This is a genomic window from Bacillus thuringiensis, from assembly GCF_001182785.1.
Classification (GTDB): domain Bacteria; phylum Bacillota; class Bacilli; order Bacillales; family Bacillaceae_G; genus Bacillus_A; species Bacillus_A thuringiensis_S.
The window spans coordinates 1,045,387-1,070,369 of sequence record NZ_CP012099.1 but is presented as its reverse complement, the minus strand read 5'-3'; the positions used below and the strand labels follow the sequence as shown (position 1 = coordinate 1,070,369).

The window sequence follows — 24,983 nt, the reverse complement described above, 5'->3', positions numbered from 1 at the left end:
AAGGAGTTAACACTATGAAGAAATTTGAAGAATTAGCTACGTATTACATGGAGGAATTAGAAAAATATTCGATAGAACAATTTAAGATCAAATCTTCTGCTGAGGAATGGTCTCTCGGTCAAATGTACAATCATTTAATTGCCTCTACATATATGCAGTTAGATGCAATCGCGAAATGTAGAACTGAAGTGCCTTCTGCAACTAACAAGAAAACGGATATGGGTGAAAAAGTATATAAACTTGGTGCTTTCCCAAATATACAAATCAAAGTACCAAATCATCCTGGATATACACCTGAAAACCCCTCTAATAAAGAAGAAATACAAAAACGTATTCTAGAATTAATTACAGTTGTTAAAGACATTGAGCCAACACTTTCTTCTATTCCAAGTGATTGTAAAGTCGAACATCCTGGGCTTGGTTACTTACATGCAGCAGAATGGTTCCAACTTATTTCTATGCATTTTGCTCATCATTTACGTCAGAAAGAAAGATTGGAGAAAAAAGTTTTAGTGTAAAAAATGATAAAAGGTGGATTGGTCTATATCCAATCCACCTTTTATAGTTCTGCTTCTCATAATACCTTTATGGATTAGATATTTCCTGCATAAATCCAGCCATACTTGCTAATAAACTAGTAAAAATAAAAAGTACAATAATAAAAGGAATAAGTTTATCCCTATTTAAATTCGTAATCGTTTTTAAACCTATACCTAATAAAATGTAATACCAAATATTAAATATATCTATTCTTTGAGCGATTGTATGTAGAACCATATTATCCGTTGCTATCGCGCCTAAACTTGTATAAGATATCTCATACCCACTTAGAGACAGTGCAATTAATCCGTTTAAAATCATCCCTAATCGCAATACAAATGAAGCATAAATAATTATCGGGAACGTTTCCTTATAGTTAATATCAACCCCGAAAAAAATCATAATATTTTTATAGAATATAGGCGCAAAAAATAAAGCTACGATTCCACTAATTGCGGAAATCCCAAATGTAGTAAAGAAAGTTATGTATTTTGGAACAGTAAATCCTGTTTTATTATGAAACATACTAAGCGCAGGATTGTTTGAAGTATTCCAAGACATTAACGCACTTGAAACTATAATGAATACTATTAAAAGAGCGAGTGGTAAAAATATATTTCTTTGATTCTTCATCCTTTTGAATTGCAGTGTTGGTGAAGTAAACATCCCCAAAATTGATGGTTTCCCTGAAATCTCTTCATGTATAAGACTACTAGCTTGCAAGAAAATCCCCCTTCCTCATTACACTCATAGCTCCTCCCACTTCGTCCACACTTCTCTCCCATTTATACGGTACATATTATCCTCTCTGTCCATAAACCCCTGCACAATAAACTCGCGTCTAATCGTACAAAAATCGTCATGATATTGTTTGATGAATGCATTGATTTCTTTTTCCGTATACTGATTCTCCGCATTTAACTTGCTAATTAAATACTCTAACAATACTAGTTTTTTCTTCTTTTGACCTGGAATCGATTTTAGACGGTCCTCTTTATCAAAAAAGTTACGAATGGTCGTATCCCTAAATTTCATTTCACTTTCAGTCATTTTGTTGTCCTCCATCGATTTTTATGTACTAAAACTCTTTATTTGTCTTTACCGTTTTTCTTCATTCTTTTACTAATAACATCCATAAAGTAATACCCACTAATTAGCACATAGTAAACTACAAGTATTCCTAGTGCATCTTTCATATTTATATATTTTTCTTTATGAAACAAGATAGGTGAAAGGGCGTAAACAAGAAAGATGATTAGCGGATTTAAGACAAAATAATAAGTAAGATTTCCTTTCATCATACCAGCCCCTCTACTCTATGTTTCTCTGTAAATTGTTGTAATTCCTGTCCTTTTATTTAGCTATACATGAAATATGATGAAATTAAGGAGAAAAAGGGATACAAAACAACCATTACATTATGAAGAAAATATTTTATCCACTTTAAGTACAGTTGTACAACTTTCTTACAACTGTATTTCTTTTTCATTTTTACTCCTCTCATCTACACTTCTCTTAATGTATTTATTACTTTTACGTCTGTAACTTTTTATTCAAATTAATAAATTTATTATGGTAAATTATGTTATAATTTAATTATACATACTTTGGAGGGGAAATAGTGAAAAAAGCTATTATCGTATTCAGCATCCTATATCTTATTTTAACCGTACATACAGGAGCTGTTCTTTTAGGAAAAGAGGATTATAAAGGGACTATCAATACATTAAAGAAAACAAAGGAAACCACTTCCTTTCAATCTGCAAAAGACGGTGTGATTTTATTAAAAGGAACATTAACTACCGCGCAACCTATTACAGAGGAAAAACTTCAAAATAAAGAATTCGCACTCCTTGAAATTAATACATATAAACGACGAAAAGCAAATTGGATAAACATTAATACTGAGCAGCATATTGCAAAGCAACTCTTACTAAACAATGAGAATCTTCCTGCATTAAAAGAAATCCGCTTCTCAATGGAACCAATTACACTGTCAGGCAAAGATATTTCTGCCGAAGACTATTCACTAAAAAAGGATGATACCCAATTAACAATTAAAGGTAAAGGATACCGATACACCGGAATAGAAAACAAATCAGACGTTCTTATTTTTGGCATAAAAAAAGGAGATACACTTGAAGGTTATAGTGGCTCTGAAATTCTAATAGGAAAAACAAAAGAGGACATTTCCAGCAACATGAAACTATATACTTTTGCTGAAAAATATGGTCCATTTGTTTGGATTGTAGCTACAATTATCCTTATAAGTATTGCTATATACTTCTTCCGTAAAAATAGAAAAACAAATGAAATTTCTCAGCCTATAAAGTGAAACTTTAATCAGTAGGTGTTTTGTTCAGCCTCACTGATTATTAGCCCACACTAATCAGGCGTTTATTGGCAGTCTATCTCCCACCCAACTTCTTTTCTCTAGCCAAATTTTGAGGTGGGAGCCTTACTGCCCACAAATAGCGTGATAAAAAAAGACCAATAAAAAAGGCACCATTTCGGTACCTTTTTTATGTTCCTTATTTACGCTTCAACCGATTGATTTTCAGCAATATTTCTAAATTGTCGTTTGTGCATCCAAGTTAAGGATGCAATTGTTCCAAGTGATAATACAACAATGAAAATCATGAGCACCCCTACGTTTTGCCACATGAAATTAAAGTCTCCGCTTGATACGACTGCTTTCAGTCCTGATACAGAATATGTCATCGGTAACCAAGCATTGAATGGTTGTAAAAACTTCGGAATCAACTCTAACGGGAATGTTCCAGCACTTGTTGTAAGCTGCATAATTAATGTGATGATGGCGATAAAACGGCCTGCATCACCGAATGCTGTTACTAAACATTGAATTAATGCAATAAACGCTAAACTTGTAATGATACTAAAGAGTATGAAGTACGGAATACTTTTTACTTCTACACCTAATCCGAACAGTAATATAACATCTGCTACTATCGCTTGAATAATACCAACTGATAGTAGTACGCCGAACTTACTAATAAACCAACTAAACCCTGATTTCGGAACGCCGACTGTATCACGTAATGGATATACGATTGATAATAGTAATGCCCCAACGAATAAACCGAGTGATAGGAAATACGGCGTAAATCCAGTTCCGTAGTTTGGAACTTCCGCCATTTTCTCCGTCTTCACTTTTACAGGACTTGCAAACATATCATACGTTTTATCCGTCCCTTTTACTTCACCAGTTTTTTCTGCTCCTTCGCCAAGTTTCTCTGCAAGTTCACTTGAACCATCGTTTACTTTCACTAGTCCATCAGTTACTTTTCCTGATCCGTCTGCTAGTTTATTAACGCCATCGATTAGCTGGGTTGAGCCAGTTGATAATGTGCCTAAGCCTGTTGTTACTTGACCGGAGCCATCTGCTAATTGATTTACTCCACCTGCCATTTGATTTGCTCCTACAGATAATGTACCTAAACCGCCTGTTACTTGGCTTGAGCCATCCGTTAATTGATTTACTCCTGCAGATAATGTTCCTAAACCACCTGTTACTTGGCTTGAGCCATCTGCTAATTGATTTACTCCTGCAAATAATTGACCTAATCCATCTGTTACTTTTCCAGAGCCGCTTTGTAATTGCGTTACTCCATCAATTAATTGAACTGATCCATCTTTTAATTTATCAGCACCTATTTTTGCATTATCTAATCCCTCACCAAATCCATGAAACTTACTAACAAATTCATTTTGTGCGTTCGTTAGTTTCTCAACACCATCTGCCAGAGCTTTCATCCCTGCTGGATTTGGTAATTTATTTTGCAATCCATTTGTTGTTTGATGTATTTCGCCCTTTAATTGTTTTACTTCTTCATTTAGTTTATTTGTTCCACCTGCTACTCCGGCAGCCTTTTGCTGAACTGTCGCTGTACTTTTTACAGCACTTGTTATGAACGGTTGTAACTGCTCTTGATATTCTTTTGGTAAACTTTCAATTTGCTTTTGTAAATTTACTACATCTTGTGCTGCAGTTTTAGCATCTCCTACTGTTGATTGCGTAAGTTCATTTAACTGATTTATATTCGCCCCAGCCGCATCTATTTTTTCATTTACTGTATTCAATATAGAAGGAACTTTCGACTGCATTTCCTCTAAGGCTGCAGCAGACTTTTGTACGTTACTATTTAAATCTTGCAATCCCTTTTGAATTTCTTGAGACCCTTTTTCTAATTGACTTCGCCCTTCAACAAGTTTTCCCATACCATTTGATAGATTAGTTGTTCCTGTTTTTAAATCACCGGATTTACTTACTAATTTGTTCAAGCCACCGGTCACTTTCTCAGATCCATCACGCAATTCACCCGTTTTGCTATTTAATGTATTTAAACCTGCTGTTACTTTTCCTGACCCATCTACTAATTTTCCGATACCTGCATTGCTATTTAATACATGTAAACCATCTGTTACTTTTCCTGATCCATCTACTAATTTCCCGATACCTATTTGCATTTCACCGGTTTTGCTATTTAACGTATTTAAACCTGCTGTCACTTTCCCAGATCCATCAAATAGTTTCTCAACTCCATCCTTCATCTCCCCAGATTTCCCTTGAAGTGTATGAAGGCCATCCGTCACTTTACTTGAACCATCATGCAATTCACTTGATCCGTCATGTAGTTCATTTGCCCCTTCCGCTCCATCTGCTAATCCTTTTGAGACGTCTTTAATAGAATCAAACATTTTCTCTGCATATGTTTTCGTTAACGTGCTGGATACTTCAGTTTTAATCTTTTCAATGGCTGTTCCGCCAATTTGTGAAGATAAGAAGTTTAAACTTTCGTTTGGAATGTATTCTAAGTTTAATCGCTTTGGATTGTCTTTTAATAACGTTGTAGCGTTACTTGAGAAGTCATCTGGAATGCGCACTAACATGTAATACTTTCTACCTTCCATTCCTTTCTTTGCTTCTTTTTCACTTACGAACTCCCATTTAAAACTTTTATTATCTTTTAAATTATCAACGAGCCCTTTTCCAATCTCAATTGGTTTTCCATCAAATAGTGCGCCTTTATCTAAATTGACTACTGCAACGGGTAAGTCATCTAACTGTTTATACGGGTCCCAAAAGGCCCACAAAAACATCCCTGCATATAAAATCGGTACAAATAAAACCGCGATAATTGGAATTAATATTTTTTTACTTTTTATAATTTCCGTGAACTCTTTACGAAGTAACTGATTCCCTTTCATAATTTCTCCCCCTTTTATAAAATGACCAAAACGTTCATTTAGTCATTTTCACCCAAACAAAAAGGCTATACTTGTTCATACATATGCCTTATCCCTGAATTTATTACTATGCAACTTTTCCTCATTTTGATTATAGTTTTTCTATATCCCCCCTTAACTTAAATATATGACCATATTGTTCAATTGGTCATTTTTTATAAAATTAAAAGGATTATCTTAGTTTGACAATCCTTTTAGTAAATAAAGTTCAAATAACTCTGCAATTTTTTCTTTTTCTAGCGGTTCGTGATTTTTTTCCCAATCAAAAATAAGTGATACATATAGACGAAGCATAATAAATGCTGTAATTTCTGGATCACATTTGCTAATTTCACCTTTTTCAATCGCAATCTTTAAATACGATTGAATAACAGAAACGATTTCCACATCAACTTGTTGCATAACTTCTTGTACTTCTTTCGTTCCCATATCGCGCTCTTCTTGAATTAATTTAATCATGAGCTGATGTTCTTTTCTAAATTCCAAGATGCTATATAATGCTCTATGTACATTTTCAAAAAATGAAACATCTGAACGAATTGCGCTTTCTGCAACTTGCTTCATTTCTGTAATTAAATTAGAAATAATTTCACCAAATAGCTCTTCTTTATTTTTGAAAAAAGTATAAATCGTTCCTTTTCCTACATTCGCTAACTTCGCTACTTGATCCATCGTTGTTGCTTTATAACCGAACGCTGAAAAAGACTTTGTTGCAGCTTCAATAATAGAACGTTTTCGATCTATCGCCACATTGTCACCTCCAAAAATGACCGATTGGATAATATAGTCAATCAGTACATCTTTGATATTACCACACGCTTACATTCTATACAAGTTCTCTTTTTATTATTTCCAGTATAAAAGATTTCAGTCAAGTTATATCATACTGTCCATAGTGTATCAAAAAGTATACTTGTATGGAAAGCTAGAATATATTCATAATAATTGCTGGCTAGATCCCACTAGAAATTTAATAAAATAGACAGTGTTCTTAAAACTAAAAGTTTAAGAACACTGTCTATTATTTTGACATAGAAAGTAATATTTTCTCCATTTCTTTCTTAGTTAGCTCATCATCAATTATCTCTTCGTATATCTTTGTATCTCTTGTAAAAATATCATTCACTATGACAATCTGATACTCACTATTCTTTCCTTGTTCTGGTACAAACATTTTGAGCCCTTTTAACTTACCCTCTCCATGAGAAGATTTATTATAGACCATTCCTTTCCCGTCTAAATTATAACTTTCTAGATTCTCTTCTCCAGGCATCATGTAGTGAAGTGGATCCTTATTACCACCTGCATAAATCCTTGATTGGTAAATTGTAAAACCATATTTTCCATTTGCATATTCTGATTTAACAACTAATTCTACATCTCTTCCAAAATATGAGTCAGCCCATTCCCTCTTTAATTCATAACCTTCAGGTATATAAGTCGGCTGCTTAATTTGATACGGTACATGTTCTTTCGCTTCTTCTATAGTATATGTTAAAGACTTCTCCACCCTTTCCGAAAGTGGAACTAATTTCTTCTCAATACTAGCTAATCTTTCTTGATCAGCTTTATTCAAACGTTCACGTTTAAATTCCTTTGTATCTCTATCATAATTCTCAGGTACTTTTTTATTAACCATTGCTTTTTTATGAATTTCTTTAGCTTCTTTAAATAATTGAACATACTGCTCAAATTCTTCTTTTGTAAAATTCTTTTCTGCCAAATACAAAAAATCTGTATCCCTTTTATATGACTTTATTGACATACCCCATTCTCTACTTGCATTCTCTGGTGTACCATATACTGTTTCTATCGCTTTTTCAAAAGCTGCTTTAGATTGCTTTTTTTCTACAACCTTTTCTTCCTGTCTTTCATCTCCCTCAGTTATCTTTGCATTTAATAAAAATCCGCCTGCTATAGCAACTATGACAATAACTCCAAGTAAAGAAAGACGATACGATTTCTTTTGGAATTTTTTAATCATAATGATTCTCCTTTTTAGTGTTCGTTTATTTCTACTTAAATTTGCTAGGCTTGGCACTTGATAGGAATAGTGTTCTAGAAGGGTAATAATTGTATGACCGTATGCAATTTGTTCCTCTTTATCTATAAAAGTAAGTGCATATGCATCACAGGCTAATTCTTGATCTTCTCGCATACAAAAATAGGCGTACCAAAGAATTGGATTGAACCAATTTAATAGGATTAAACTGTACATAATCCAATTTACAGCTACGTCGTTTCTCTTAATATGAGCTAACTCATGGTAAAAGACATATTGTAATTGTTGCTCATTTAATACTTTCATATGTTTTTTTGATAGTAATACTTTTGGGCGGAAGAAACTAAACACAGTTGGACTTGCAATTTTTCCTGCTAAACGTAAGGAAACTGCCTTCTTCACTTTCATAGACTGCTTACAGCGATCAAACACTGTAATGACCTGTTCATCCGTAATATCCGGTTGTTTCTTTATGTACGAATATAACCGTCTATTTGTAAGAAACGTGATAGCTGCTAATATGATTACCCCAGCTAGCCACACATACAAAGCAAGTTTGTATAAAGAAAATGTAGTCTGTTTTTCCGAACTGACTTCTACTTCCGGTTCGCTAGTTTTTGTCACCATTTTAGGATTTGATTCCAATTCCACTTTACGGTCGCTTTCTATGTTCACTATATTCTCAGTAGCCGGCATATTTTTTGGAATAACTTCCGATACACTAGAACTATAGGAAAGTAATGAGTAAATGCTATAAGAGCTATCTGGCGACCATGGTAAAAGGAGTCTTATCATTAATACGATCCACAACATATATTGCCACCGGGGTGTTAATTTATTTCTAAATAGAACTTTTATGCATAAAATAAATCCAACTAATATGCTAGCCATAAGTGAAGTTTCTATAAGCCAATCAAAAAAATGAGGAAGGTATACATTTATAAGCGTGTTTATCATTTTTATCGATCCTTCCTCTTATTCTCCTCTGTCTTCTCATCTAAAATGCGTTTTAATTCATTAATATCTTCTGAAGATAATCTCTCCTCTTTTAAGAAATTAACAAGTAATGGTTTAAACGCTGCACCGCAAAAACGCTTTAGTAAAGATTTCGTTTCCACTTGCAAATAATTATCTTGTGATACTAACGGATAATAAGCATACATTCGCCCTTTATCTTGATGGTAAGAAACGGCTTCCTTTTGTACTAATCGATTAATTAATGTGCGGATTGTTTTCGGTTTCCAGTCCATTGCATCTTCCAGTTCTTCTATAATTTCATTCGCTGTTTGTGGAGAACTCGACCAAAGTACTTTCATAATTTCTAATTCCGCTTCAGATATTTTAGGTAATTGATTTGTCATCGTATGTTTCACTCCTAAGTATTACATTTGTAATCTATACTTAAGATTACAAATGTAATACTTAATTGTCAACCATATTTTAGAAAAATTAATTTCAGCTAAACCTTACTTCACAACAACAAAATTCCTCTTTTTCAAATAATCAAATAAAAAAACAAGAAAATCTTTACAATTAATAGTAATATAGAAAATAGACAAGTTTATCAAAACAGTGGAGGCTTTTTCAGTCATGATGCGTGCACTTCGTTTAAATATAAAGCAAGCTTTTTGTAGTCGTATTTCTTTCATTATGATGCTTAGTGGATTCGTTCTTATTTGCATTTATCACTATTATTATGTAATTCGTTATTTAGGAAACGCAGCAAATGGTCCTATATCAACAGATTTAAAATGGATTGGATTTCGCGACAATGAAATGGATGTTTATTTATTATTAATGCCAGTTATTGCGAGTTTCCCCTTTAGTACAAGTTACAATTCGGATAAGTCCGATGGTTTTAAACCGTTTGTGAGTAAGGGGATTTCTATATTTCCTTATTCAGTAGCGAAATATATCGTTACGTTTTTTTGCGGAGGATTTCTTTATACACTTCCATTCATCTTATCGTTATTATTTTGCAAATTAACCATTCCAGACGGAACACCTACGGTTGGTTCAGGCATCATAAATGCTGATGGAATGTTTGCAAACCTATATTTTGATGCGCCTCTCACTTACATTGCTGTATATATCGGAATTAATTTTTTATTTGCAGGTTTAATGGCCCTTTTAGGACTTGCTGCATCTGTATGGTCACAAAAAGACTATATGGCAATTCTCTTTCCATTTGCAGCCGCCTCCATTCCTTACGTCCTGCTAAATACAATACTTCCTTCAATAGGCGGAGCACCTTTTCATTTATATGATCCGAAACAGCCATTGCAAGGCATGTCACCATATATTTTAATGACGCAATGTGCTTTCTTCCTTTTCGTTAGCTTACTTATGTATATACAAGGAGTAAAGCGGGATAGAAAAAAATATAAAAGAAGACTGCAAAGAAGAGAGCGGTGTAGAAAAGCGTTTCAAACAATTTCAGACTAAATGATAATAAGAGCGTAATCCCCTAAGTTAACATAGAGAATTACGCTCTTATTATCATTACTCATATAATCATCCTCCCCTTTACGGTGTACCTGCCAATCCCCATAAGATAACGAACACCACAAAATAAATTGCTTTAATACCTACCACTGAACATAATAAAATAATTGCATATTTACTTAATTCTCTTCTTGCACCTATTAAAGTAAAAATAACCGCCAAACTAAATGTTATATAAGAAGCTGTTATATTAATTAAGTTATACGTAATATCTAGATTGCTTGTAAGTCCTGTTACATCAGCTACAAACTGAAGCATGACGATCGTACTAAAAAAAATTGCAAGCTGATTCATTAACTTTCCATTTATTTGTAACTGCATTGATGTCCCCCTTTCAAAAAACTAAATTTTCAATCAATTTTATCATTAGATTACAAAAAAAGGAATCATCTCTTTATACTATTCTATAACGATGCAAAAAAGGAACGCTTAGTCACCTAAGCGTTCCTTTCTTTAAGAAGCTTTCTTCAAATCAATTTGAGCAAGTACTGGGTCATGGTCGCTTACACGTCCGTGCTCTTTCATTATGTTTGAGTTTAAGTGCACTGGATCTACAATTGTGTGCGGTGCGATGTTGTTTGTTACTAAAATATGATCTAACACTTGTGCATTTCCTTCGTGAATGTAAGTGTAACGATTCTCTTTCGGCACTGTGTTTAACATATCTTTTAAGATTGTTCCCTCTAGTGTTTTTAGTGGTTTAGAGAATTCGAAATCGTTCATATCACCTAACACAACAACTGGTGCATTCGTATTCTTTTTCTGAATTCCTTGCACGAAATGATTTACTTCTTGTGCTAACTGAATTCGTTTATCTTCACTTTTTAATACGAGCGGCTGCACTTTTCCAAATGGCGTTGCATCTCCTAGTTTTGAGTTTAAGTGATTTGCAACGACAACAATGTTTTGTCCTTGGAACGTAAATTCTGCCGCTAACGGTTTACGTGTACTTTCAAATAATGGATTTTCGTCCCCAATACGAACAACATTTTTATCAAGTAACTTCGGTACCGTCGCTAATTTCACGCGTGATGGATTATAGAAGAAGCCGACGCGAATATTCGCTCCTGGTGCTCCTCCATCTTGATTATTGTTTGGAGCGATTTCTACATACTCATACTTTGGTCCACGAATTTCTAGAACTGCATCAATGATACGTTTTGCGCTTAATGACGCATCTGTTGTACCGTCATTAATTGATCCGTTATTATCTTGCATTTCCTCTACACCGATAATATCTGGCATTTTTAAGTTGTATTTAATAGAATACGCTAACGCTTTTACCTTTTCATCTGTTGTTTCTTTTTTATTCGCTGAGAAGTTTTCAATGTTATATGTAGCAACCGTTAACTTATCAAGACGTGGCTGAATATTTGCCCCTACTTGCTTAAATCCACCATCCACTACAGCTGGCAATTCTGTTATTGGCGAAATACGGAAAGAACCGTAATCATATCCTACTACCCCTGTTATATCTCCAGTGAAAGTATCTCCTACTTTTGCTACATAATCGCGAGGTACTTTTACAGAAAGACGCTCTGGGTTTAATTGATTTTCATCTAATAGAGGTGTGCCATATTGTGTTACTATTTTATCTCCACCATTTTTTACTGTTACATATAAATTTCCGTTTTTCTGAGGTGTAATAATTTTTGGTGTTGGCATCGTAACACGCATACCTTCTATACTTTCATAGAAGTCGATTGCATCTTCATTTGGATCAAATAAACCAAATGCATCATTATCAATAATCTGGTCCGGGATTTTCACACCGTTTTCCCCAAGTACAATCGATGCCGGCAAAGATTGATCTTTTGCGATTACAGCAACGCGACTCGCCTTAATTTCTGTCGTCGTTAAGTCTGTTTCAAATCGCTCTGCATATCCTGGTCCAACATATTCTTCTACTACTCCATCAACTTGAATTAGATCTCCTACTGCTACATTCGCATCTTTTTTATATACGTAAATACCTTCTGAAGTAGCTGGATCATTATCCGGCTGATTATCTTCTATATAAAAGCCGTTTTTATCAAGCGCTGTGACAACGCCTTCCACATTGTTTACTTTCTTCCCGTTGTAAGGAGACATATGTGATTTTCCTTGAATGTCATGAATACGAACCTGTTCATTATTTACGATAATAAATGAAAATGTCGAAATTGCTGAAGAAGTAAGCCCTTCTTTTTCCGCGATTGCTTTCACTACACTATTGTCACTCACTATAATTTGTCCATTATAACGAACACTTTTATTAGTAGGATTAGAGCCATCTAACGTATAGTAGATTGTTGCGCCTTCTGTATTCGTCGTTAATGTTACCGCTGTTCCTTTAGCAACTTCTCCGCCGTTCGGCGAAGCTACTACATCGCTAACACGATTTTGTCCTTCACCTTGAAACTTATAAGCTGTTACTGATTTTAGACCTGGGTTACTAAAATATAATTCAAGAGTCCCAGTCAAACTAACTTTCTTCCCGATATTTTCAGGATGATCTTTTACATTCACTGCCGTTCTCACATCACCTTTTGGCAACTGAACGGGCATGATTTTGTCTGGATTCGTTTCGTTTGGCGAATCTGCAATTGCTACGTTTGTATCATCAAACTTAGCTGGATCCTTCGTATATTTAGAAGAACTTTGCGTATATCCAACAATATATCCTTCCACAATCCCCTTCGTTTTCCCTTGCTGCTTAAATACTTGAATTGCTTTTTCTACTGACATAGAAGCATTTTCTTCTGCTTGCGCTAAAGTTCCAGTAAATGAAAGCAATAGCAAAAATGATAAAAAGACGCTTAACAATTTCTTCACAGCCATTTTCCTCTCCCTATTTCATATTTTCTCAGCATTTCTATCATAACAAATGATTCGTTATATAGAACTATATTTCGACAAATTTTACAAAAAATTAATCTCAGCTATAAGTTTAAACCAAAAAATTACTTACGTTAAAAACAGGTGGAATATGGACAGTACAAAACACCTATTTTCCAATAAAAAACTCCCACTTCATTAATGAAGTAGGAGTTTTTTATACATTTAAAGCTTCTCGTTCACATTCTACTATTTTTTCAATATGTGCCAGCACACGTTTCGCTGCCAACTCACCTTGATTAATACAATCTGGAAGTCCAGCACCAGCATAGGAACTACCTGCTAAGTATACCCCTGGCAACTCTTTCCCCATAAATGTTGTGAGCTTTTTCATTCGCTCGTTATGGCCTACAGTATATTGAGGCATCGCTTCTTTCCATCGACTTACGATTGTAAACTCTGGATCCTCTGTAATATCCATCGTCTTTCGTAAATCTTCTAGTACGAGCTGAACGAGTTCTTCTTCAGTTTGTTCTACAACCGCTTCATCACCAGCACGCCCGACGTAGCAACGAAGGAGTGTCTTTCCTTCTGGCGTTGTATGTGGCCATTTTTTATGCGTCCACGTACATGCTGTAATCGTGTAATCACTATTTCGTGATACGACAAATCCTGTACCATTAATATCGCGCTGGATTGCGGACTTTGGGAAAGCAAGTGCGACATTGGCAACGGATGTGGCTGGAATGTTACGGAAGAAACGAAACTGCTTGTACTGAGCAAACATGGACGGCAATACTTTATGCGAAGTTGCCACTACGATGGCGTCCGCTTCTATTTCTTTTCCGTTACTAAGAGTAATCGTATAACCATCACCCTGTTTTGCAACTTTTTCAATGCGAGTTCCCTTTATTATCGTACCTTCATGCATCTTTGCTTCGAGAGATTCTACGATAGATTCTAAACCTGTTTTCACTGTTTGGAAGATTCCTTTTTTCGGTTCAGCTTTCTCTTCTTTCGGAGCGAGCGTACGCATACCGAGTGAAATACTGCGATGTTTCTGCTCAAGCTGGTACATTTGCGGGAATGTTGACATTAAGCTCATTTCATCAATATCCCCTGCATAAATACCCGATAGTAACGGTTCTATTAAGTTTTCAACCACTTCGTTTCCGAGGCGATGTCTGAAAAATTGTCCGAGTGATTGGTCAGATACTGGCTTTGACCTCGGCATTAATAAATCAAAACCAGCTCTTAATTTACCAATTGGGGAGAACAGCCCGGAAAATAGAAACGGCGTAATTTGCGTTGGAATTCCCATCATTGATCCACTCGGCATTTTATGTAACCGATTGTTTACGAGGATAAATGATTGACCGGCTTGATTATTTACAAGTTCATCGCCAAGACCTAATTCTCGCGCTAATCTAGCTGCACTTTCTTTTCGTGCTAAGAAAGAATCCGGTCCGCGTTCAATTGTAAATCCATCTTTTCGAACGGTTTGAATTTTTCCGCCAAGTTTACCCGATGCTTCTATAAGTAATGTATCAATCGGCAAGTTTTTTTCATGAATATTTTTTTGTAAGTTATACATTGCTGTTAATCCAGTGATGCCTCCGCCGACGATCACAACTTTTTTCCTCAAGCAGGCTCCCCCTTTCTTCTTACAGTACAGATTCTTTTTTCTTTAATACAACATCTGTTAAGCAATCAATAAATGCGTCCGATGCATTTGGCATTTCTGGACGATAATATTTCGCGCCAATTTCATCTGTTACAACTTTACACTCAAAGTCATTGTCATATAAAACTTCTAAATGTTCCGCAACAAATCCAACTGGTGCATATACGAATGAAGTATAACCGTGCTTTTCATTTAGTTCTCTCGTTAAATCTTGTACATCTGGACCAATCCAAGGATCTGGTGTGTTTCCTGCACTTTGCCAGCCTACCGCATAGTTTGCTACTTCAGCGCCACGCGCGATGTAATCAGCTGTTTCATTTAATTGATCTGGATATGGATCGCCCATTGCAATAATTTTCTCTGGTAGGCTGTGTGCAGATACGATTAGTACTGCTTTTTCACGCTCTGCGTCTGACATGCCGTTATATATACCTTTCACTGCATCAACCCAGTACTGGATGAATTTCGGCTCTTTATACCAGCTATCAATGCCGTGAATTGTTAAGTTTCCAAGTTTCTCAGCTTCTTCTTGTGCTCGTCCAACGTATGATTTCACGCTAAACGTAGAATAGTGAGGTGCAAGAACAAGTGCGATTGCATCTTGTATTCCGTCGTTATGCATATCTTTCACCGCATCTTCAATAAACGGTTCGATATGTTTTAAGCCAAGATACATATGGTACTCTACTTCATCTTGCACTTCATTTAAACGCTTCTCTAACTTCTTAGCTTGCTCTAATGTAATAGTAGCTAAAGGAGAAATACCACCAATTGCACGGTAACGCTCTGTTAAATCTTCCAGCATTTCAGGACTTGGCTTTCTTCCTCTACGAATATGTGTATAGTAACGTTCAATATCTTCTTCTTTATATGGCGTTCCGTATGCCATTACAAGCAAACCAATTTTCTTTTTCATACAGCAATTCTCCTTTACTTCGCTAACTGCCCTTTAGAGTATTCATGAATAAATGTAGTTAAACGTTTTAATGTATCTGGATTTACTTCTGGGAATACACCGTGACCTAAGTTAAAGATATAACCCGGCTGTTTCATCCCTTGATCTAAAATACCTTTTACATGTTCTTCAATAACAGACCATGGCGCAAGTAAGAATGAAGGGTCCATATTACCTTGGACCGCCTTATGAACGCCACGTGCACGTGCTTCCTCAATCGGTAAGCGCCAGTCTAAGCCGACTACATCAAGCGGTAAGTCGTGCCACTCATTCACTAAGTGTGCAGCTCCTACGCCGTGCATAATCATCGGTACACCCATCTTACGAACTTCTGCAAAAATACGCTCCATTGCTGGTTTAATAAATACGCGATAATCTGCTACATTTACTGTTCCAACCCAAGAATCGAAAATTTGAACTGCTTTTGCTCCTGCATTAATTTGCGCCTTTAAATATGTAATAACCATATCTGCTAGTTTATCCATTAAAGCGAACCAAGCTTTTGGCTCTGCATACATGAACGCTTTCGTATTATGGTAGTTACGAGATGGACCGCCTTCAATCATATAGCTCGCTAATGTAAATGGAGCTCCTGAAAAACCGATTAACGGTACGTCTAACATTTCTGTCGTTAATAAACGAATTGTATCTAGTATGTACGGTACGTCATCTTCTGGATTGATTTCCCCTAGTTTTTCTACGTCTTGTAAAGAACGGATTGGATTATCAATAACTGGGCCAATACCTGATTTAATTTCTACATCCACACCAATTGCAGGTAGTGGTGACATAATATCTTTATAAAGAATTGCTGCATCTACGTTATATTGATCAACCGGCAATTTTGTAACGTAAGCACATAACTCTGGATTGTGTGTAATTTCAAATAAAGAATACTTTTCTTTAATCTTTCTATATTCCGGCTGTGAACGACCTGCTTGACGCATATACCATGCTGGTACATAATCGGTACGTTCCCCCCTACATGCTTTTAAAAATGTCTCATTTATAGTTCTTACCAAGACCCTTGCTCCCTTCCTTACCAATGCTTCGAATACGTTCGATATTTATCTTTTTTTACTATACAGCTTGTAAAAACAAAATGCATAATATTATGTACGTTGTTCATTAAATTGACACAAACATTCGTAAAAACGCTTACTATTTTCACAACATTCTTATTATAACACAGAGAAAAACTATGGTTTAGCTACTTTTGACTTTTCTCCTTCGCGATTCGTTTGTGTATTATATGGTACAACGTAAAAGCTCGGTTTTGAAAATATGTTAACGAACTTTTCCTCATATTCTCCAGCACCGTTTACAGTGCTAACATGCGTATGAATTCCGTTCTCCACTCTATAGATTCGGTACATAATTCTGTTATCTGGAAGTGGCGTCCAGCTTAATTTTGTTTTAAATAAACCGAAAGGACTAAATGATAGTTTCATTTTTACATCTTCAATTCTTCGTAGCCGAATTGGAGAACCGATTGTTTCCACACCTTCAGGTTTCATAAACTTCTCTTTATGCTCTACATTAGCCTTCGTTAAAATTTTCTTAAATAATTTTGTCGCAGATGCACTTTCTCCTTGCAATTGATGCTCCTTATCCGTACGGTCATAACCAATCCAAACAGCGCCTACTAAGTTCGGTGTATAGCCGACGAACCACATATCTCTTGCTCCCTTATCGTCATTTGGCAATGAAGTTGTACCTGTTTTCCCAGCTAACGCACCGTTATATACACCAACTCTCGCTGTTCCTTCCTTCACAACTCCTTCTAACATTTTCGTCATATACCATGCTGTCTGCTTCGAGAAGATTTTCGTCTCTACTTTTGGCGATTCCCCAATGATTGCACCGTGTCTATTTAATACTTTATCAATAACGTGCGGCTCAATAATATTTCCATTTGCTAAAAATGAACGATACATTTTTACAAGATCAAATGTTGAAACGCCATTTTTTAATCCCCCAAGCGCTGTACTTAAACCAGCATCTGCAATATGGACATTTCCTTTTTCTAAATATTGCTTTCCTTCTTCTACCCCTAACTCATTTAATAGAGAAACTGCCGGTACGTTTGCCGACTCTAAAATCGCATCATACATCGTCATTTCTTTTGAATACTCATGATTATAATTTCGAGGTTCATACCCTTCAAAAGAATTTCTTTCATTTGTTAATAAAGAATACGGATTATACTTTCTCGTTTCTAGTGCTGGTGCATAAACGATAAGTGGTTTTAAAACAGATCCAGGCTGCCTTTTGGCAAAAACACGATTAAATCCTCTCGGGACGTACTTTCTTCCCCCAATCGCCGCTTTAATCCCTCCCGTACGATTATCCATTAATAAAAATGCACCTTGCGCCCCCTCTTCTTTCCCAGGGAAATTCCTTGCATCTTGAAACTGGTTATACGCTACCTTTTGAATTTTTTCATCCATTGGTACGACAAACGTATATCCCCCTCGGAGTACCTCTTGATGAGATAACCCGTATAAACGCGCTGCTTCATCTATGACCATATCAATATACGGCATATATGCAAGCTCATTCTCATCTAAGTTTTTATATAGAGCAATTGTCTTCCCTTGATAACGAACACTTTCTTCTGCAGTCAAATAGCCTTGTTTATGCATAAGTGACAACACGAGATCGCGGCGTTCCTTACTCTTCTCTGCAGAGTAGTACGGTGAATATCCGTTTGGTGACTTCGGAAGACCTGCAAGCATTGCCCCTTCCTCTACTGTTAAATCCTCAACATTTTTATTAAAATACAACTTTGCTGCCGCTTGAATACCGTAAGCCCCATGACCAAAATAAATATGATTCATATACATTTCAAGAATTTGTTGCTTCGTATATTTTTGCTCTAATTGAAGAGAAATTGCGACTTCCTTCAATTTGCGCGTAAATGTTTTTTCACGAGTTAAAAAGACATTTTTAGCGAGTTGCTGCGTAATGGTACTACCGCCCTCTATCTTTTCTCCAGCTAACGTATCTTTATAAAGAGCACGGAATATAGACGGATAATCAATTCCTTGATGTTCATAAAAACGAGAATCTTCCACCGCAACAAACGCTTGCTGCACATACTTCGGAATTTGCTCGACTGGTACGAGTTCCCTGTTTTCTACGTATAATTTCGTAATTTCTTTTCCTTTCTGGTCAACAATACGTGATGAAGAGTGGAAAACGAGCTGCTTTTCATCCATCATATAGCCACCAGCTAACACGATAAGTTTATAGAGTACAATTGCTACTACAAACGTTGCGACGCCGCCTAATAAAGTCCACTTTACTTTCTTCATACATCGTCCTTCTTTCCAAATGATGGTACATTTATTATTTGAAAAAGAAGTATCTTTATGTATATAATCTTCGAAGTTTTTTAAGAGAGTTGATATAATAGAAACAAACTATTAAGGGGGCATTAAAATGAAGGCTATTATTTCATACGAAACACCTCTAGAACAATCACATTTCACTGCAAAAAATGATGAGAAAAATATGTTTTATAAAGAAAATACAGAAGAATCTGTAGAAGGCTCACTTCAGTATGACGTACTAGATGCTGTCGGTGAATTTAAAGGACAACCTGGCTATATCGTCTGTAACAACATTTCTGTCACAGACGAAGGTCGCCCAGTATTTGAAAACCGCTTTAAAAACCGCGCAGGTCTTATTGAAAACGAACCAGGATTCCAAGCGATCCGTGTTCTACGCCCATTAAGTAACGATACATATGTCATCTTAACAATGTGGGAAACAGAGCAAAACTTTAAAGACTGGACAGAATCACGTTCATTCGAAAACGCTCATAAAAAACGCCCTGCACAAGCAGAAGGACAAGCACAGGCGCATCCACATGCTGAACAGCAAAAGAGTATTTTCTCTCGTCCTTCGTTCGTGACTACTTTTGATGTGTTAGTTTAATTAAAAAGTAATACAACACTATCAGTACGTGAAATTATATTAACGATTTTTCGAATATATCTATCACATCTTTGAATATATCAACGATTTTTCAAATATATCTATCACATCTTGAAATATATCAACGATTTTTCGAATATATCTATCACATCTTGAAATATATCAACGATTTTTCGAATATATCTATCACATCTTGAAATATATCAACGATTTTTCGAATATATCTATCACATCTTGAAATATATTAACGATTTTTCGAATATATCTATCACATCTTGAAATATATCAACGATTTTTCGAATATATCTATCACATCTTGAAATATATCAACGATTCGACTAAAGATATCCATTTAATAACAAAAAGGAAACACCACTACACATCGGTGTTTCCTTTTTCTTTGTACCAATTATATATACGAAGTGAATCTTTTTTTCTCATATGCTTTACTTCATAACCGCGCCCGGCTACCGCTACAAGAGTTGTACATAATTCATCTTTTCTTTGAAAATACGATTGATCATAACCTACTACTTGAACATGTCTTCTTCGCATTATTCCTGTATATTTCGAAAAATTACGATATACAACCGTTAGTTGATTTTCTCTTAATTCATAACCGCCACTTTTATATCTAGCATACGCAAGTAACGAAAACACGATAAATAACGGTAAAATAACAAACAACGCAATATATTGTTTAAAATATATACTCACGCTGGCAATTAGAACTGTGAGTATGATACTTATTGACCAGCCCATAATGAAATAACGATGCAACGCTGTTTTTGGTAAGTGAACGATCTCCGCTTCGATTTCATAAGGTAACTCTAAATATGTGAGCAGGTGCTGTACATCTTTTTTCTTCATAAATGGATGCAACATTACTTCGTTACTTGCTGCTCCAATACTTTGAATTGCTTCCACTTCAACAGCACAATAACCAAACGGCTGGCGAAGCATACCTTCTTTTACAGTAATCGCTTGAATGCGGTGCAATTTTAAGACAAACTCTTTCTTTTCAAATAATCCTTGAACGATACGAATCTCTTCCCCTTTTCGCTCAATTTTAAAGTTTGCATATTTCAACACATATCCAGCCGTGGAAATAATCCATGAAATTACCATTAAAATTAATGCAATTACAATTAGTTTATAAACACCGTTTCCCATCACATACGCTTCTACTTTACTTGTGAATCCTTCAGGAAGAACAAAATCAAACTTTGTGTAAAGAAGTACTAGTCCAGAGAACACTAGTCCGAACCGACCAGATGTAATCGCTGCGGCTAAAACCTCTTTCGTTGTTAACTGATAAACCGTCTTGCTTTCTTCCTCTTCTATTTCTTCTTTTACAGTAGTTTCTTTCTTATGTAATAAAGAGATTAAATGTTTTGCCTCGTCTTCTTTAATACCAGCCAACATCACTTCTGGCTCACTACTGCCGCCTGCTACTTCTATATTTAGCTTCATAAGTCCGAGCATTTGATAAATGGCGTTAGAAGATGTACTAATATTTTGTACACGCTCTTTATTTAAATAGCTTTCCTTCTTTACAAAAACACCGTGCTTTATATGTAAAATATTATTCTCAATCCAGTACACTTTAAAATACCATTTAATTGCTGAAAAAATAGCCATGATGAATAAAACAACCAGAAGGAAAAGATAAAATAAATACCAAGGTTCCACTTGTTCATCAGGTTTAAATAAAACAAGAATAATAAGTGGCAACAAACTCGCAACCCTAATACCTAACAATATCGTGATCGGATGTTGCCTCTTATACATCCTCATCACTCACTTTCGCAAGTTCTCCAATTTGTCTTTTCAGCTGTTCTGCTTCTTCTTTCGTTAAACCTGGGATACTATGAGAAGTTGCGGCTGTTGAAATGTGTAATTCTGCTAAATTATACTTTCTCATAATCGGCCCTTGCTCAATCGTTACGTGCTGCACACGGATTATCGGAATAAGTACGCGTTTTACAACGAACATTCCCTTTTGAATCTCAATCTCTTCTTCATTTAATCTGTAACTATAATAGCGCTGACGTAAATTTGGAAATACAAAATAATCAAGTGGAATAAATATAATGGCTCCTGTTACTAATAGTCCAAACAACCAGCCCCACCAGTTAAAGTTAATCATAAAAAAGAAATACGCAATTACGACTGTTAGTATAACTGCCGCCCCAATTAAAGCGTGAATCCTCCACACTTTCAGCATATTAGAATGAATCTCCCTTTCTAACGGCTGCATCTCATCACTCCAATTCTATGAATTTATTACTTATATATTATCAAAAAATAAGGTTTTATATACATTTTTGTAAATTTATACTCAAATAAATATAAGTGAATCAAAAGCATGTTAAAAAACATATATTATAAATATGAATTATATTAGACCAAATAAACCCTGCATGATTCATGCAAGGTTTATCGTTTTATACACAATATATTTCATTATTGTTGAGATATACTAGCATCGCTTTCAATTCGCTTTTCTTTTTGGCTCAGTTTTTTATCTTTAGATTTTTTTAATGTTAAAGTCATGCCAATAAAAATAAATAGAATTCCTGTTATTTGCATTAAAGTTGGACGGAATCCAGTAAGTACAGTATCTAATAATATTGCCACTGCCGGATCTAAAAAAACTAATATTGAGATTGTTTTTGTAGACAAATGGCGTAAACTATCAAAAAACAGATAATACACTATCCCTGTGTGAATAAAACCAGTAGCTATAATATATGTCCAATTACTTTGAGTGAGGCCACTAAAAGCATCTAAATCTATAAATGGTATTAAAAGAAATATCCCCAAGAATGTTTGTAAAAATGTCATTGCATACGCACTCATTTTGTTAATCCCTTTACCAAATAAAGTTGTAAATGCATAAAAGAGAGCTGCAAGAAATCCCCATATCATACCTGAAGACATTAATGAACCGAAAGAGAAGCTTCCATCGATACCAGCAATTAATAAAGCTCCCACAAAACACACAACTATTGAAATGATAGATATTAATGTTAATTTTTCTTTAAAGACGATACTTCCAATTAACAGTACAATTACTGGTGCAAGATGATAAACTGAGATAGCAATTGTAACTGACATATTTTCAAAGGCTTTAAATAAGAAAACCCAATTAAATACTAAGAAAAACCCACATATTAAAACTTGAATAACTTCTTTTCGTTCCCATTTATCTTGTTTATATTGCCCTGTAAGCAACCAGCATACACTTAAAAATATTGTCGCAAAAATACACCTTACAAACACTAATTCAAACGAAGGTAAGTTTGTTTGAACAGAAAAAAATCCAACTGATCCAAAGATAACCATTGATGCTATCATCTTTAAGGCCGGTACCGTTTTCTCTTGCTTAAAACTTTTTTGAAGCAAATTAATCCCCCTCCAATAAAAAAATCTGTTTATAGTGAGAAAAACACCAGCCTAAAAAAGGACAGGTGCTTTTCCTCAAAAACACTCAACTACAAGTTTTTCCCAGCAGTCCAACCACCATCAATTACAAAATTAGAACCAGTAATAAAGCGGGCCTGATCAGAAATCAAGTACTCAATACATGAAACAATATCCTGCGGCAACCCCCAAGTATCTAAAGATTGATTACTTTTTATCATAGACATCAATGCTTTATTACTAAAGTATTCTTCTGTAAGTTCAGTTCTAATAACACCGGGAGAAATGCTATTTACTCTTATATTTTGCTTCCCAAATTCCATAGCCATCTGTTTAGTCAATCCGATTAAGGCATGCTTTGATGCCACATAAGCAGCTCGCTCTGGTTCAGCCATTAATCCAGAAACCGATGCTATATTCACAATACAACCTTTTATTTTCGATTCACACCATCGCTTAGCTACTTCCCTAGAAAGGATAAATGGTGCTACTAAATTTACATCAATTACTTTTTTAAACATATCATCGGATAAATGTAAAACAGGTGTTATCTCTCGAATACCAGCTGCATTTATTAATATATCAGGAGAAAGCTTTTCTAAATCTAATTGAGTAAAAAGATTATGAATCGCTTCGCTATTACTTAAATCAATTTGCACTACTTTCAAAGGCATATCTGTTTTCATATAATCTATTAAGTTATTATTATTAATATCAAGAGCTATTACATGAAATGATTTTTCTAAAAAGTATTTTATACAAGCATGACCTATACCGCTATTGGCTCCAGAAATCATAATTATTTTATTCTCTCTCATTTTGTCTCCTTATAAGAAAATGTTACTAATAAAATATCACGAAAAGCCTCCGTACTACATTCTGTTCCAAGTGGCGTTACGGCATGGAAGACCTTTTGTCCAAATACTAAAGTTTCTAAAGGCTCCTTCAAACTTATAAACTGATTAATTTCCCGAGGAGAATTAGCTATTAAATTATCTCCGCCGATAGCTGTATTACTTAAATTCATAAGGTGTAAAAATACTACTGGTTCATCATCTTTATGTAACCAAATAGGTGAACTAAAAGATGGTCTTTCTTTAGTAGCTTTATATCTTACTTGATGTAAGCCTATAATTAAATCTTTACTTTTATCTATTATATTTGTTTTAAATGCAAACTCAGTATCGAAACGCACGATATTTTGAATTAAAGGATTACATAAAAAGCTATCATTTATGCTATTGAACTGTCTAACTTTCCCGCCATCATCATAGTTATATTCTTTAGATTGGAAGTAATCATTACTATTATCTAAAATATAATCTGGTGAATCAACATACTTTATATACCTTGAATAAGATCTAGCACGGCATTCACCGTACGCATCATCTTCCAAATTATAATAATCTAACTGTGCTTGTGTTAATAAACTATGATTCTCTTCCTCTTGTAAAAAGATTTCATTTGAGATTTCAAGAAACCCTTTAGATTCAAATTCATGTACCTTTTCTTCTATGCTAAAGCCACTCATTTTACTAAGAACAAACGTCATTATAAAAACCTCCACACTATTGTATTTTTCTTTCTCACCCTATGTTAGAAATGCAATAAGTAACCGAGATTCTTGCTTAATAAAATTAAAAATTATGATATTCAATTAATACACCAAATGAAATATATGTAATCCATTAAAACTATTTCTTAAGCAATATTATATATCCTTTTGGACATTATTTCTAATTATCTGAAGATTTATCAACATTAGTCTTAATATTCGGAACTAAAGAAATAACTTTTTCAGGAAGATAAAACTGCGAGTATTGCAATTATTTATGTATATAACT

At 34.9% G+C, this 24,983-nt stretch carries 22 protein-coding genes; 4 read left to right on the top strand and 18 right to left on the bottom strand.

The window, feature by feature from the left end:
- The first annotated feature begins 14 nt into the window (after positions 1 to 14).
- Positions 15 to 518 carry a DinB family protein gene (locus AC241_RS05490; protein WP_043936587.1) on the top strand — a complete coding sequence of 168 codons (504 nt, stop codon included), beginning with the start codon at positions 15 to 17 and terminating at the stop codon, positions 516 to 518.
- A 67-nt stretch (positions 519 to 585) separates the two neighbouring features.
- Here the strand turns inward: AC241_RS05490 and yknW are convergent, their stop codons facing one another.
- The 3 genes from yknW to AC241_RS05475 are packed head-to-tail and all read right to left on the bottom strand — an operon-like array spanning position 586 to position 1,841.
- Complete coding sequence (yknW, locus tag AC241_RS05485; RefSeq protein ID WP_043936586.1) at positions 586 to 1,263, bottom strand: YknW family membrane protein; 678 nt, start codon at positions 1,261 to 1,263, stop codon at positions 586 to 588.
- Between the two features lie 24 nt (positions 1,264 to 1,287).
- Positions 1,288 to 1,590: a DUF2087 domain-containing protein gene (locus AC241_RS05480; protein ID WP_043936585.1), complete on the bottom strand. Its 303-nt coding sequence runs from the start codon at positions 1,588 to 1,590 to the stop codon at positions 1,288 to 1,290.
- 38 nt (positions 1,591 to 1,628) lie between these two features.
- On the bottom strand, positions 1,629 to 1,841 hold the full coding sequence (locus AC241_RS05475; protein WP_002182535.1) for a hypothetical protein: 213 nt from the start codon (positions 1,839 to 1,841) through the stop codon (positions 1,629 to 1,631).
- Positions 1,842 to 2,161: 320 nt separating this feature from the next.
- Here AC241_RS05475 and AC241_RS05470 point away from each other — a divergent pair, with 320 nt between their 5' ends.
- Entirely contained in the window at positions 2,162 to 2,875 is a 714-nt protein-coding gene (locus tag AC241_RS05470; RefSeq protein WP_043936584.1) for a hypothetical protein, read from the top strand.
- 200 nt (positions 2,876 to 3,075) lie between these two features.
- Here AC241_RS05470 and AC241_RS05465 read toward each other — a convergent pair whose 3' ends face one another.
- The 4 genes from AC241_RS05465 to AC241_RS05450 form a co-directional block, all read right to left on the bottom strand.
- Positions 3,076 to 5,769 (bottom strand): YhgE/Pip domain-containing protein, encoded by a 2,694-nt coding sequence (locus AC241_RS05465; RefSeq protein WP_050842803.1) that lies wholly within the window; start codon positions 5,767 to 5,769, stop codon positions 3,076 to 3,078.
- A gap of 216 nt (positions 5,770 to 5,985) precedes the next feature.
- Entirely contained in the window at positions 5,986 to 6,558 is a 573-nt protein-coding gene (locus tag AC241_RS05460; protein WP_000963381.1) for a TetR/AcrR family transcriptional regulator, read from the bottom strand.
- Positions 6,559 to 6,829: 271 nt separating this feature from the next.
- Entirely contained in the window at positions 6,830 to 8,767 is a 1,938-nt protein-coding gene (locus AC241_RS05455; RefSeq protein WP_050842801.1) for a M56 family metallopeptidase, read from the bottom strand.
- Between the two features lie 2 nt (positions 8,768 to 8,769).
- Positions 8,770 to 9,171, bottom strand: a complete 402-nt coding sequence (locus tag AC241_RS05450) for a BlaI/MecI/CopY family transcriptional regulator (protein ID WP_043936581.1) — start codon at positions 9,169 to 9,171, stop codon at positions 8,770 to 8,772.
- 229 nt (positions 9,172 to 9,400) lie between these two features.
- Between AC241_RS05450 and AC241_RS05445 the strand changes: the two genes are divergently transcribed.
- Positions 9,401 to 10,255, top strand: a complete 855-nt coding sequence (locus AC241_RS05445; protein WP_029442080.1) for a hypothetical protein — start codon at positions 9,401 to 9,403, stop codon at positions 10,253 to 10,255.
- An 81-nt stretch (positions 10,256 to 10,336) separates the two neighbouring features.
- Here the strand turns inward: AC241_RS05445 and AC241_RS05440 are convergent, their stop codons facing one another.
- The 6 genes from AC241_RS05440 to AC241_RS05415 form a co-directional block, all read right to left on the bottom strand.
- A complete protein-coding gene (locus AC241_RS05440; RefSeq protein ID WP_016082574.1) occupies positions 10,337 to 10,636 on the bottom strand; it encodes a hypothetical protein in 300 nt (99 codons plus the stop codon).
- Positions 10,637 to 10,768: 132 nt separating this feature from the next.
- The gene (locus AC241_RS05435) at positions 10,769 to 13,135 is read right to left on the bottom strand and encodes a DUF6359 domain-containing protein (RefSeq protein WP_050842799.1); all 2,367 of its coding nucleotides are present in this window, start codon (positions 13,133 to 13,135) and stop codon (positions 10,769 to 10,771) included.
- Between the two features lie 214 nt (positions 13,136 to 13,349).
- On the bottom strand, positions 13,350 to 14,777 hold the full coding sequence (gene hemY / locus AC241_RS05430; protein ID WP_050842797.1) for a protoporphyrinogen oxidase: 1,428 nt from the start codon (positions 14,775 to 14,777) through the stop codon (positions 13,350 to 13,352).
- Positions 14,778 to 14,796: 19 nt separating this feature from the next.
- On the bottom strand, positions 14,797 to 15,732 hold the full coding sequence (gene hemH, locus AC241_RS05425) for a ferrochelatase (RefSeq protein WP_000726775.1): 936 nt from the start codon (positions 15,730 to 15,732) through the stop codon (positions 14,797 to 14,799).
- Positions 15,733 to 15,746: 14 nt separating this feature from the next.
- A complete protein-coding gene (gene hemE / locus AC241_RS05420) occupies positions 15,747 to 16,793 on the bottom strand; it encodes a uroporphyrinogen decarboxylase (protein ID WP_000252605.1) in 1,047 nt (348 codons plus the stop codon).
- A 177-nt stretch (positions 16,794 to 16,970) separates the two neighbouring features.
- Entirely contained in the window at positions 16,971 to 19,088 is a 2,118-nt protein-coding gene (locus AC241_RS05415; RefSeq protein ID WP_050842795.1) for a transglycosylase domain-containing protein, read from the bottom strand.
- 127 nt (positions 19,089 to 19,215) lie between these two features.
- Between AC241_RS05415 and hmoB the strand changes: the two genes are divergently transcribed.
- A complete protein-coding gene (hmoB, locus tag AC241_RS05410; protein WP_000644094.1) occupies positions 19,216 to 19,713 on the top strand; it encodes a heme-degrading monooxygenase HmoB in 498 nt (165 codons plus the stop codon).
- A 375-nt stretch (positions 19,714 to 20,088) separates the two neighbouring features.
- On the opposite strand, the gene AC241_RS05405 is transcribed toward hmoB, so the two are convergent.
- The 5 genes from AC241_RS05405 to AC241_RS05385 all read right to left on the bottom strand — a co-directional run bounded on the left by AC241_RS05405 (position 20,089) and on the right by AC241_RS05385 (position 24,691).
- On the bottom strand, positions 20,089 to 21,504 hold the full coding sequence (locus AC241_RS05405) for a PH domain-containing protein (protein WP_050842793.1): 1,416 nt from the start codon (positions 21,502 to 21,504) through the stop codon (positions 20,089 to 20,091).
- Positions 21,497 to 21,973 carry a PH domain-containing protein gene (locus AC241_RS05400; protein ID WP_016082581.1) on the bottom strand — a complete coding sequence of 159 codons (477 nt, stop codon included), beginning with the start codon at positions 21,971 to 21,973 and terminating at the stop codon, positions 21,497 to 21,499. Before AC241_RS05400 ends, AC241_RS05405 begins: the two co-directional genes overlap by 8 nt.
- Before the next feature lie 206 nt (positions 21,974 to 22,179).
- Positions 22,180 to 23,121 carry a DMT family transporter gene (locus tag AC241_RS05395; RefSeq protein ID WP_000939632.1) on the bottom strand — a complete coding sequence of 314 codons (942 nt, stop codon included), beginning with the start codon at positions 23,119 to 23,121 and terminating at the stop codon, positions 22,180 to 22,182.
- Between the two features lie 89 nt (positions 23,122 to 23,210).
- On the bottom strand, positions 23,211 to 23,957 hold the full coding sequence (locus AC241_RS05390) for an SDR family NAD(P)-dependent oxidoreductase (RefSeq protein WP_001208940.1): 747 nt from the start codon (positions 23,955 to 23,957) through the stop codon (positions 23,211 to 23,213).
- On the bottom strand, positions 23,954 to 24,691 hold the full coding sequence (locus AC241_RS05385; RefSeq protein WP_016082583.1) for a 2OG-Fe dioxygenase family protein: 738 nt from the start codon (positions 24,689 to 24,691) through the stop codon (positions 23,954 to 23,956). The genes AC241_RS05390 and AC241_RS05385 overlap by 4 nt, the downstream gene beginning before the upstream one ends.
- Positions 24,692 to 24,983: the final 292 nt, after the last annotated feature.

Excerpts from the sequence above, each read along its gene's own strand:
- AC241_RS05490 (WP_043936587.1), top strand. The coding sequence starts at position 15 with ATGAAGAAATTTGAAGAATTAGCTACGTATTACATGGAGGAATTAGAA.
- AC241_RS05480 (WP_043936585.1), bottom strand. The coding sequence starts at position 1,590 with ATGACTGAAAGTGAAATGAAATTTAGGGATACGACCATTCGTAACTTT.
- AC241_RS05475 (WP_002182535.1), bottom strand. The coding sequence starts at position 1,841 with ATGATGAAAGGAAATCTTACTTATTATTTTGTCTTAAATCCGCTAATC.
- AC241_RS05465 (WP_050842803.1), bottom strand. The coding sequence starts at position 5,769 with ATGAAAGGGAATCAGTTACTTCGTAAAGAGTTCACGGAAATTATAAAA.
- AC241_RS05455 (WP_050842801.1), bottom strand. The coding sequence starts at position 8,767 with ATGATAAACACGCTTATAAATGTATACCTTCCTCATTTTTTTGATTGG.
- AC241_RS05450 (WP_043936581.1), bottom strand. The coding sequence starts at position 9,171 with ATGACAAATCAATTACCTAAAATATCTGAAGCGGAATTAGAAATTATG.
- AC241_RS05445 (WP_029442080.1), top strand. The coding sequence starts at position 9,401 with ATGATGCGTGCACTTCGTTTAAATATAAAGCAAGCTTTTTGTAGTCGT.
- AC241_RS05440 (WP_016082574.1), bottom strand. The coding sequence starts at position 10,636 with ATGCAGTTACAAATAAATGGAAAGTTAATGAATCAGCTTGCAATTTTT.
- AC241_RS05435 (WP_050842799.1), bottom strand. The coding sequence starts at position 13,135 with ATGGCTGTGAAGAAATTGTTAAGCGTCTTTTTATCATTTTTGCTATTG.
- hemH (WP_000726775.1), bottom strand. The coding sequence starts at position 15,732 with ATGAAAAAGAAAATTGGTTTGCTTGTAATGGCATACGGAACGCCATAT.
- AC241_RS05415 (WP_050842795.1), bottom strand. The coding sequence starts at position 19,088 with ATGAAGAAAGTAAAGTGGACTTTATTAGGCGGCGTCGCAACGTTTGTA.
- hmoB (WP_000644094.1), top strand. The coding sequence starts at position 19,216 with ATGAAGGCTATTATTTCATACGAAACACCTCTAGAACAATCACATTTC.
- AC241_RS05405 (WP_050842793.1), bottom strand. The coding sequence starts at position 21,504 with ATGTATAAGAGGCAACATCCGATCACGATATTGTTAGGTATTAGGGTT.
- AC241_RS05400 (WP_016082581.1), bottom strand. The coding sequence starts at position 21,973 with ATGCAGCCGTTAGAAAGGGAGATTCATTCTAATATGCTGAAAGTGTGG.
- AC241_RS05390 (WP_001208940.1), bottom strand. The coding sequence starts at position 23,957 with ATGAGAGAGAATAAAATAATTATGATTTCTGGAGCCAATAGCGGTATA.
- AC241_RS05385 (WP_016082583.1), bottom strand. The coding sequence starts at position 24,691 with ATGACGTTTGTTCTTAGTAAAATGAGTGGCTTTAGCATAGAAGAAAAG.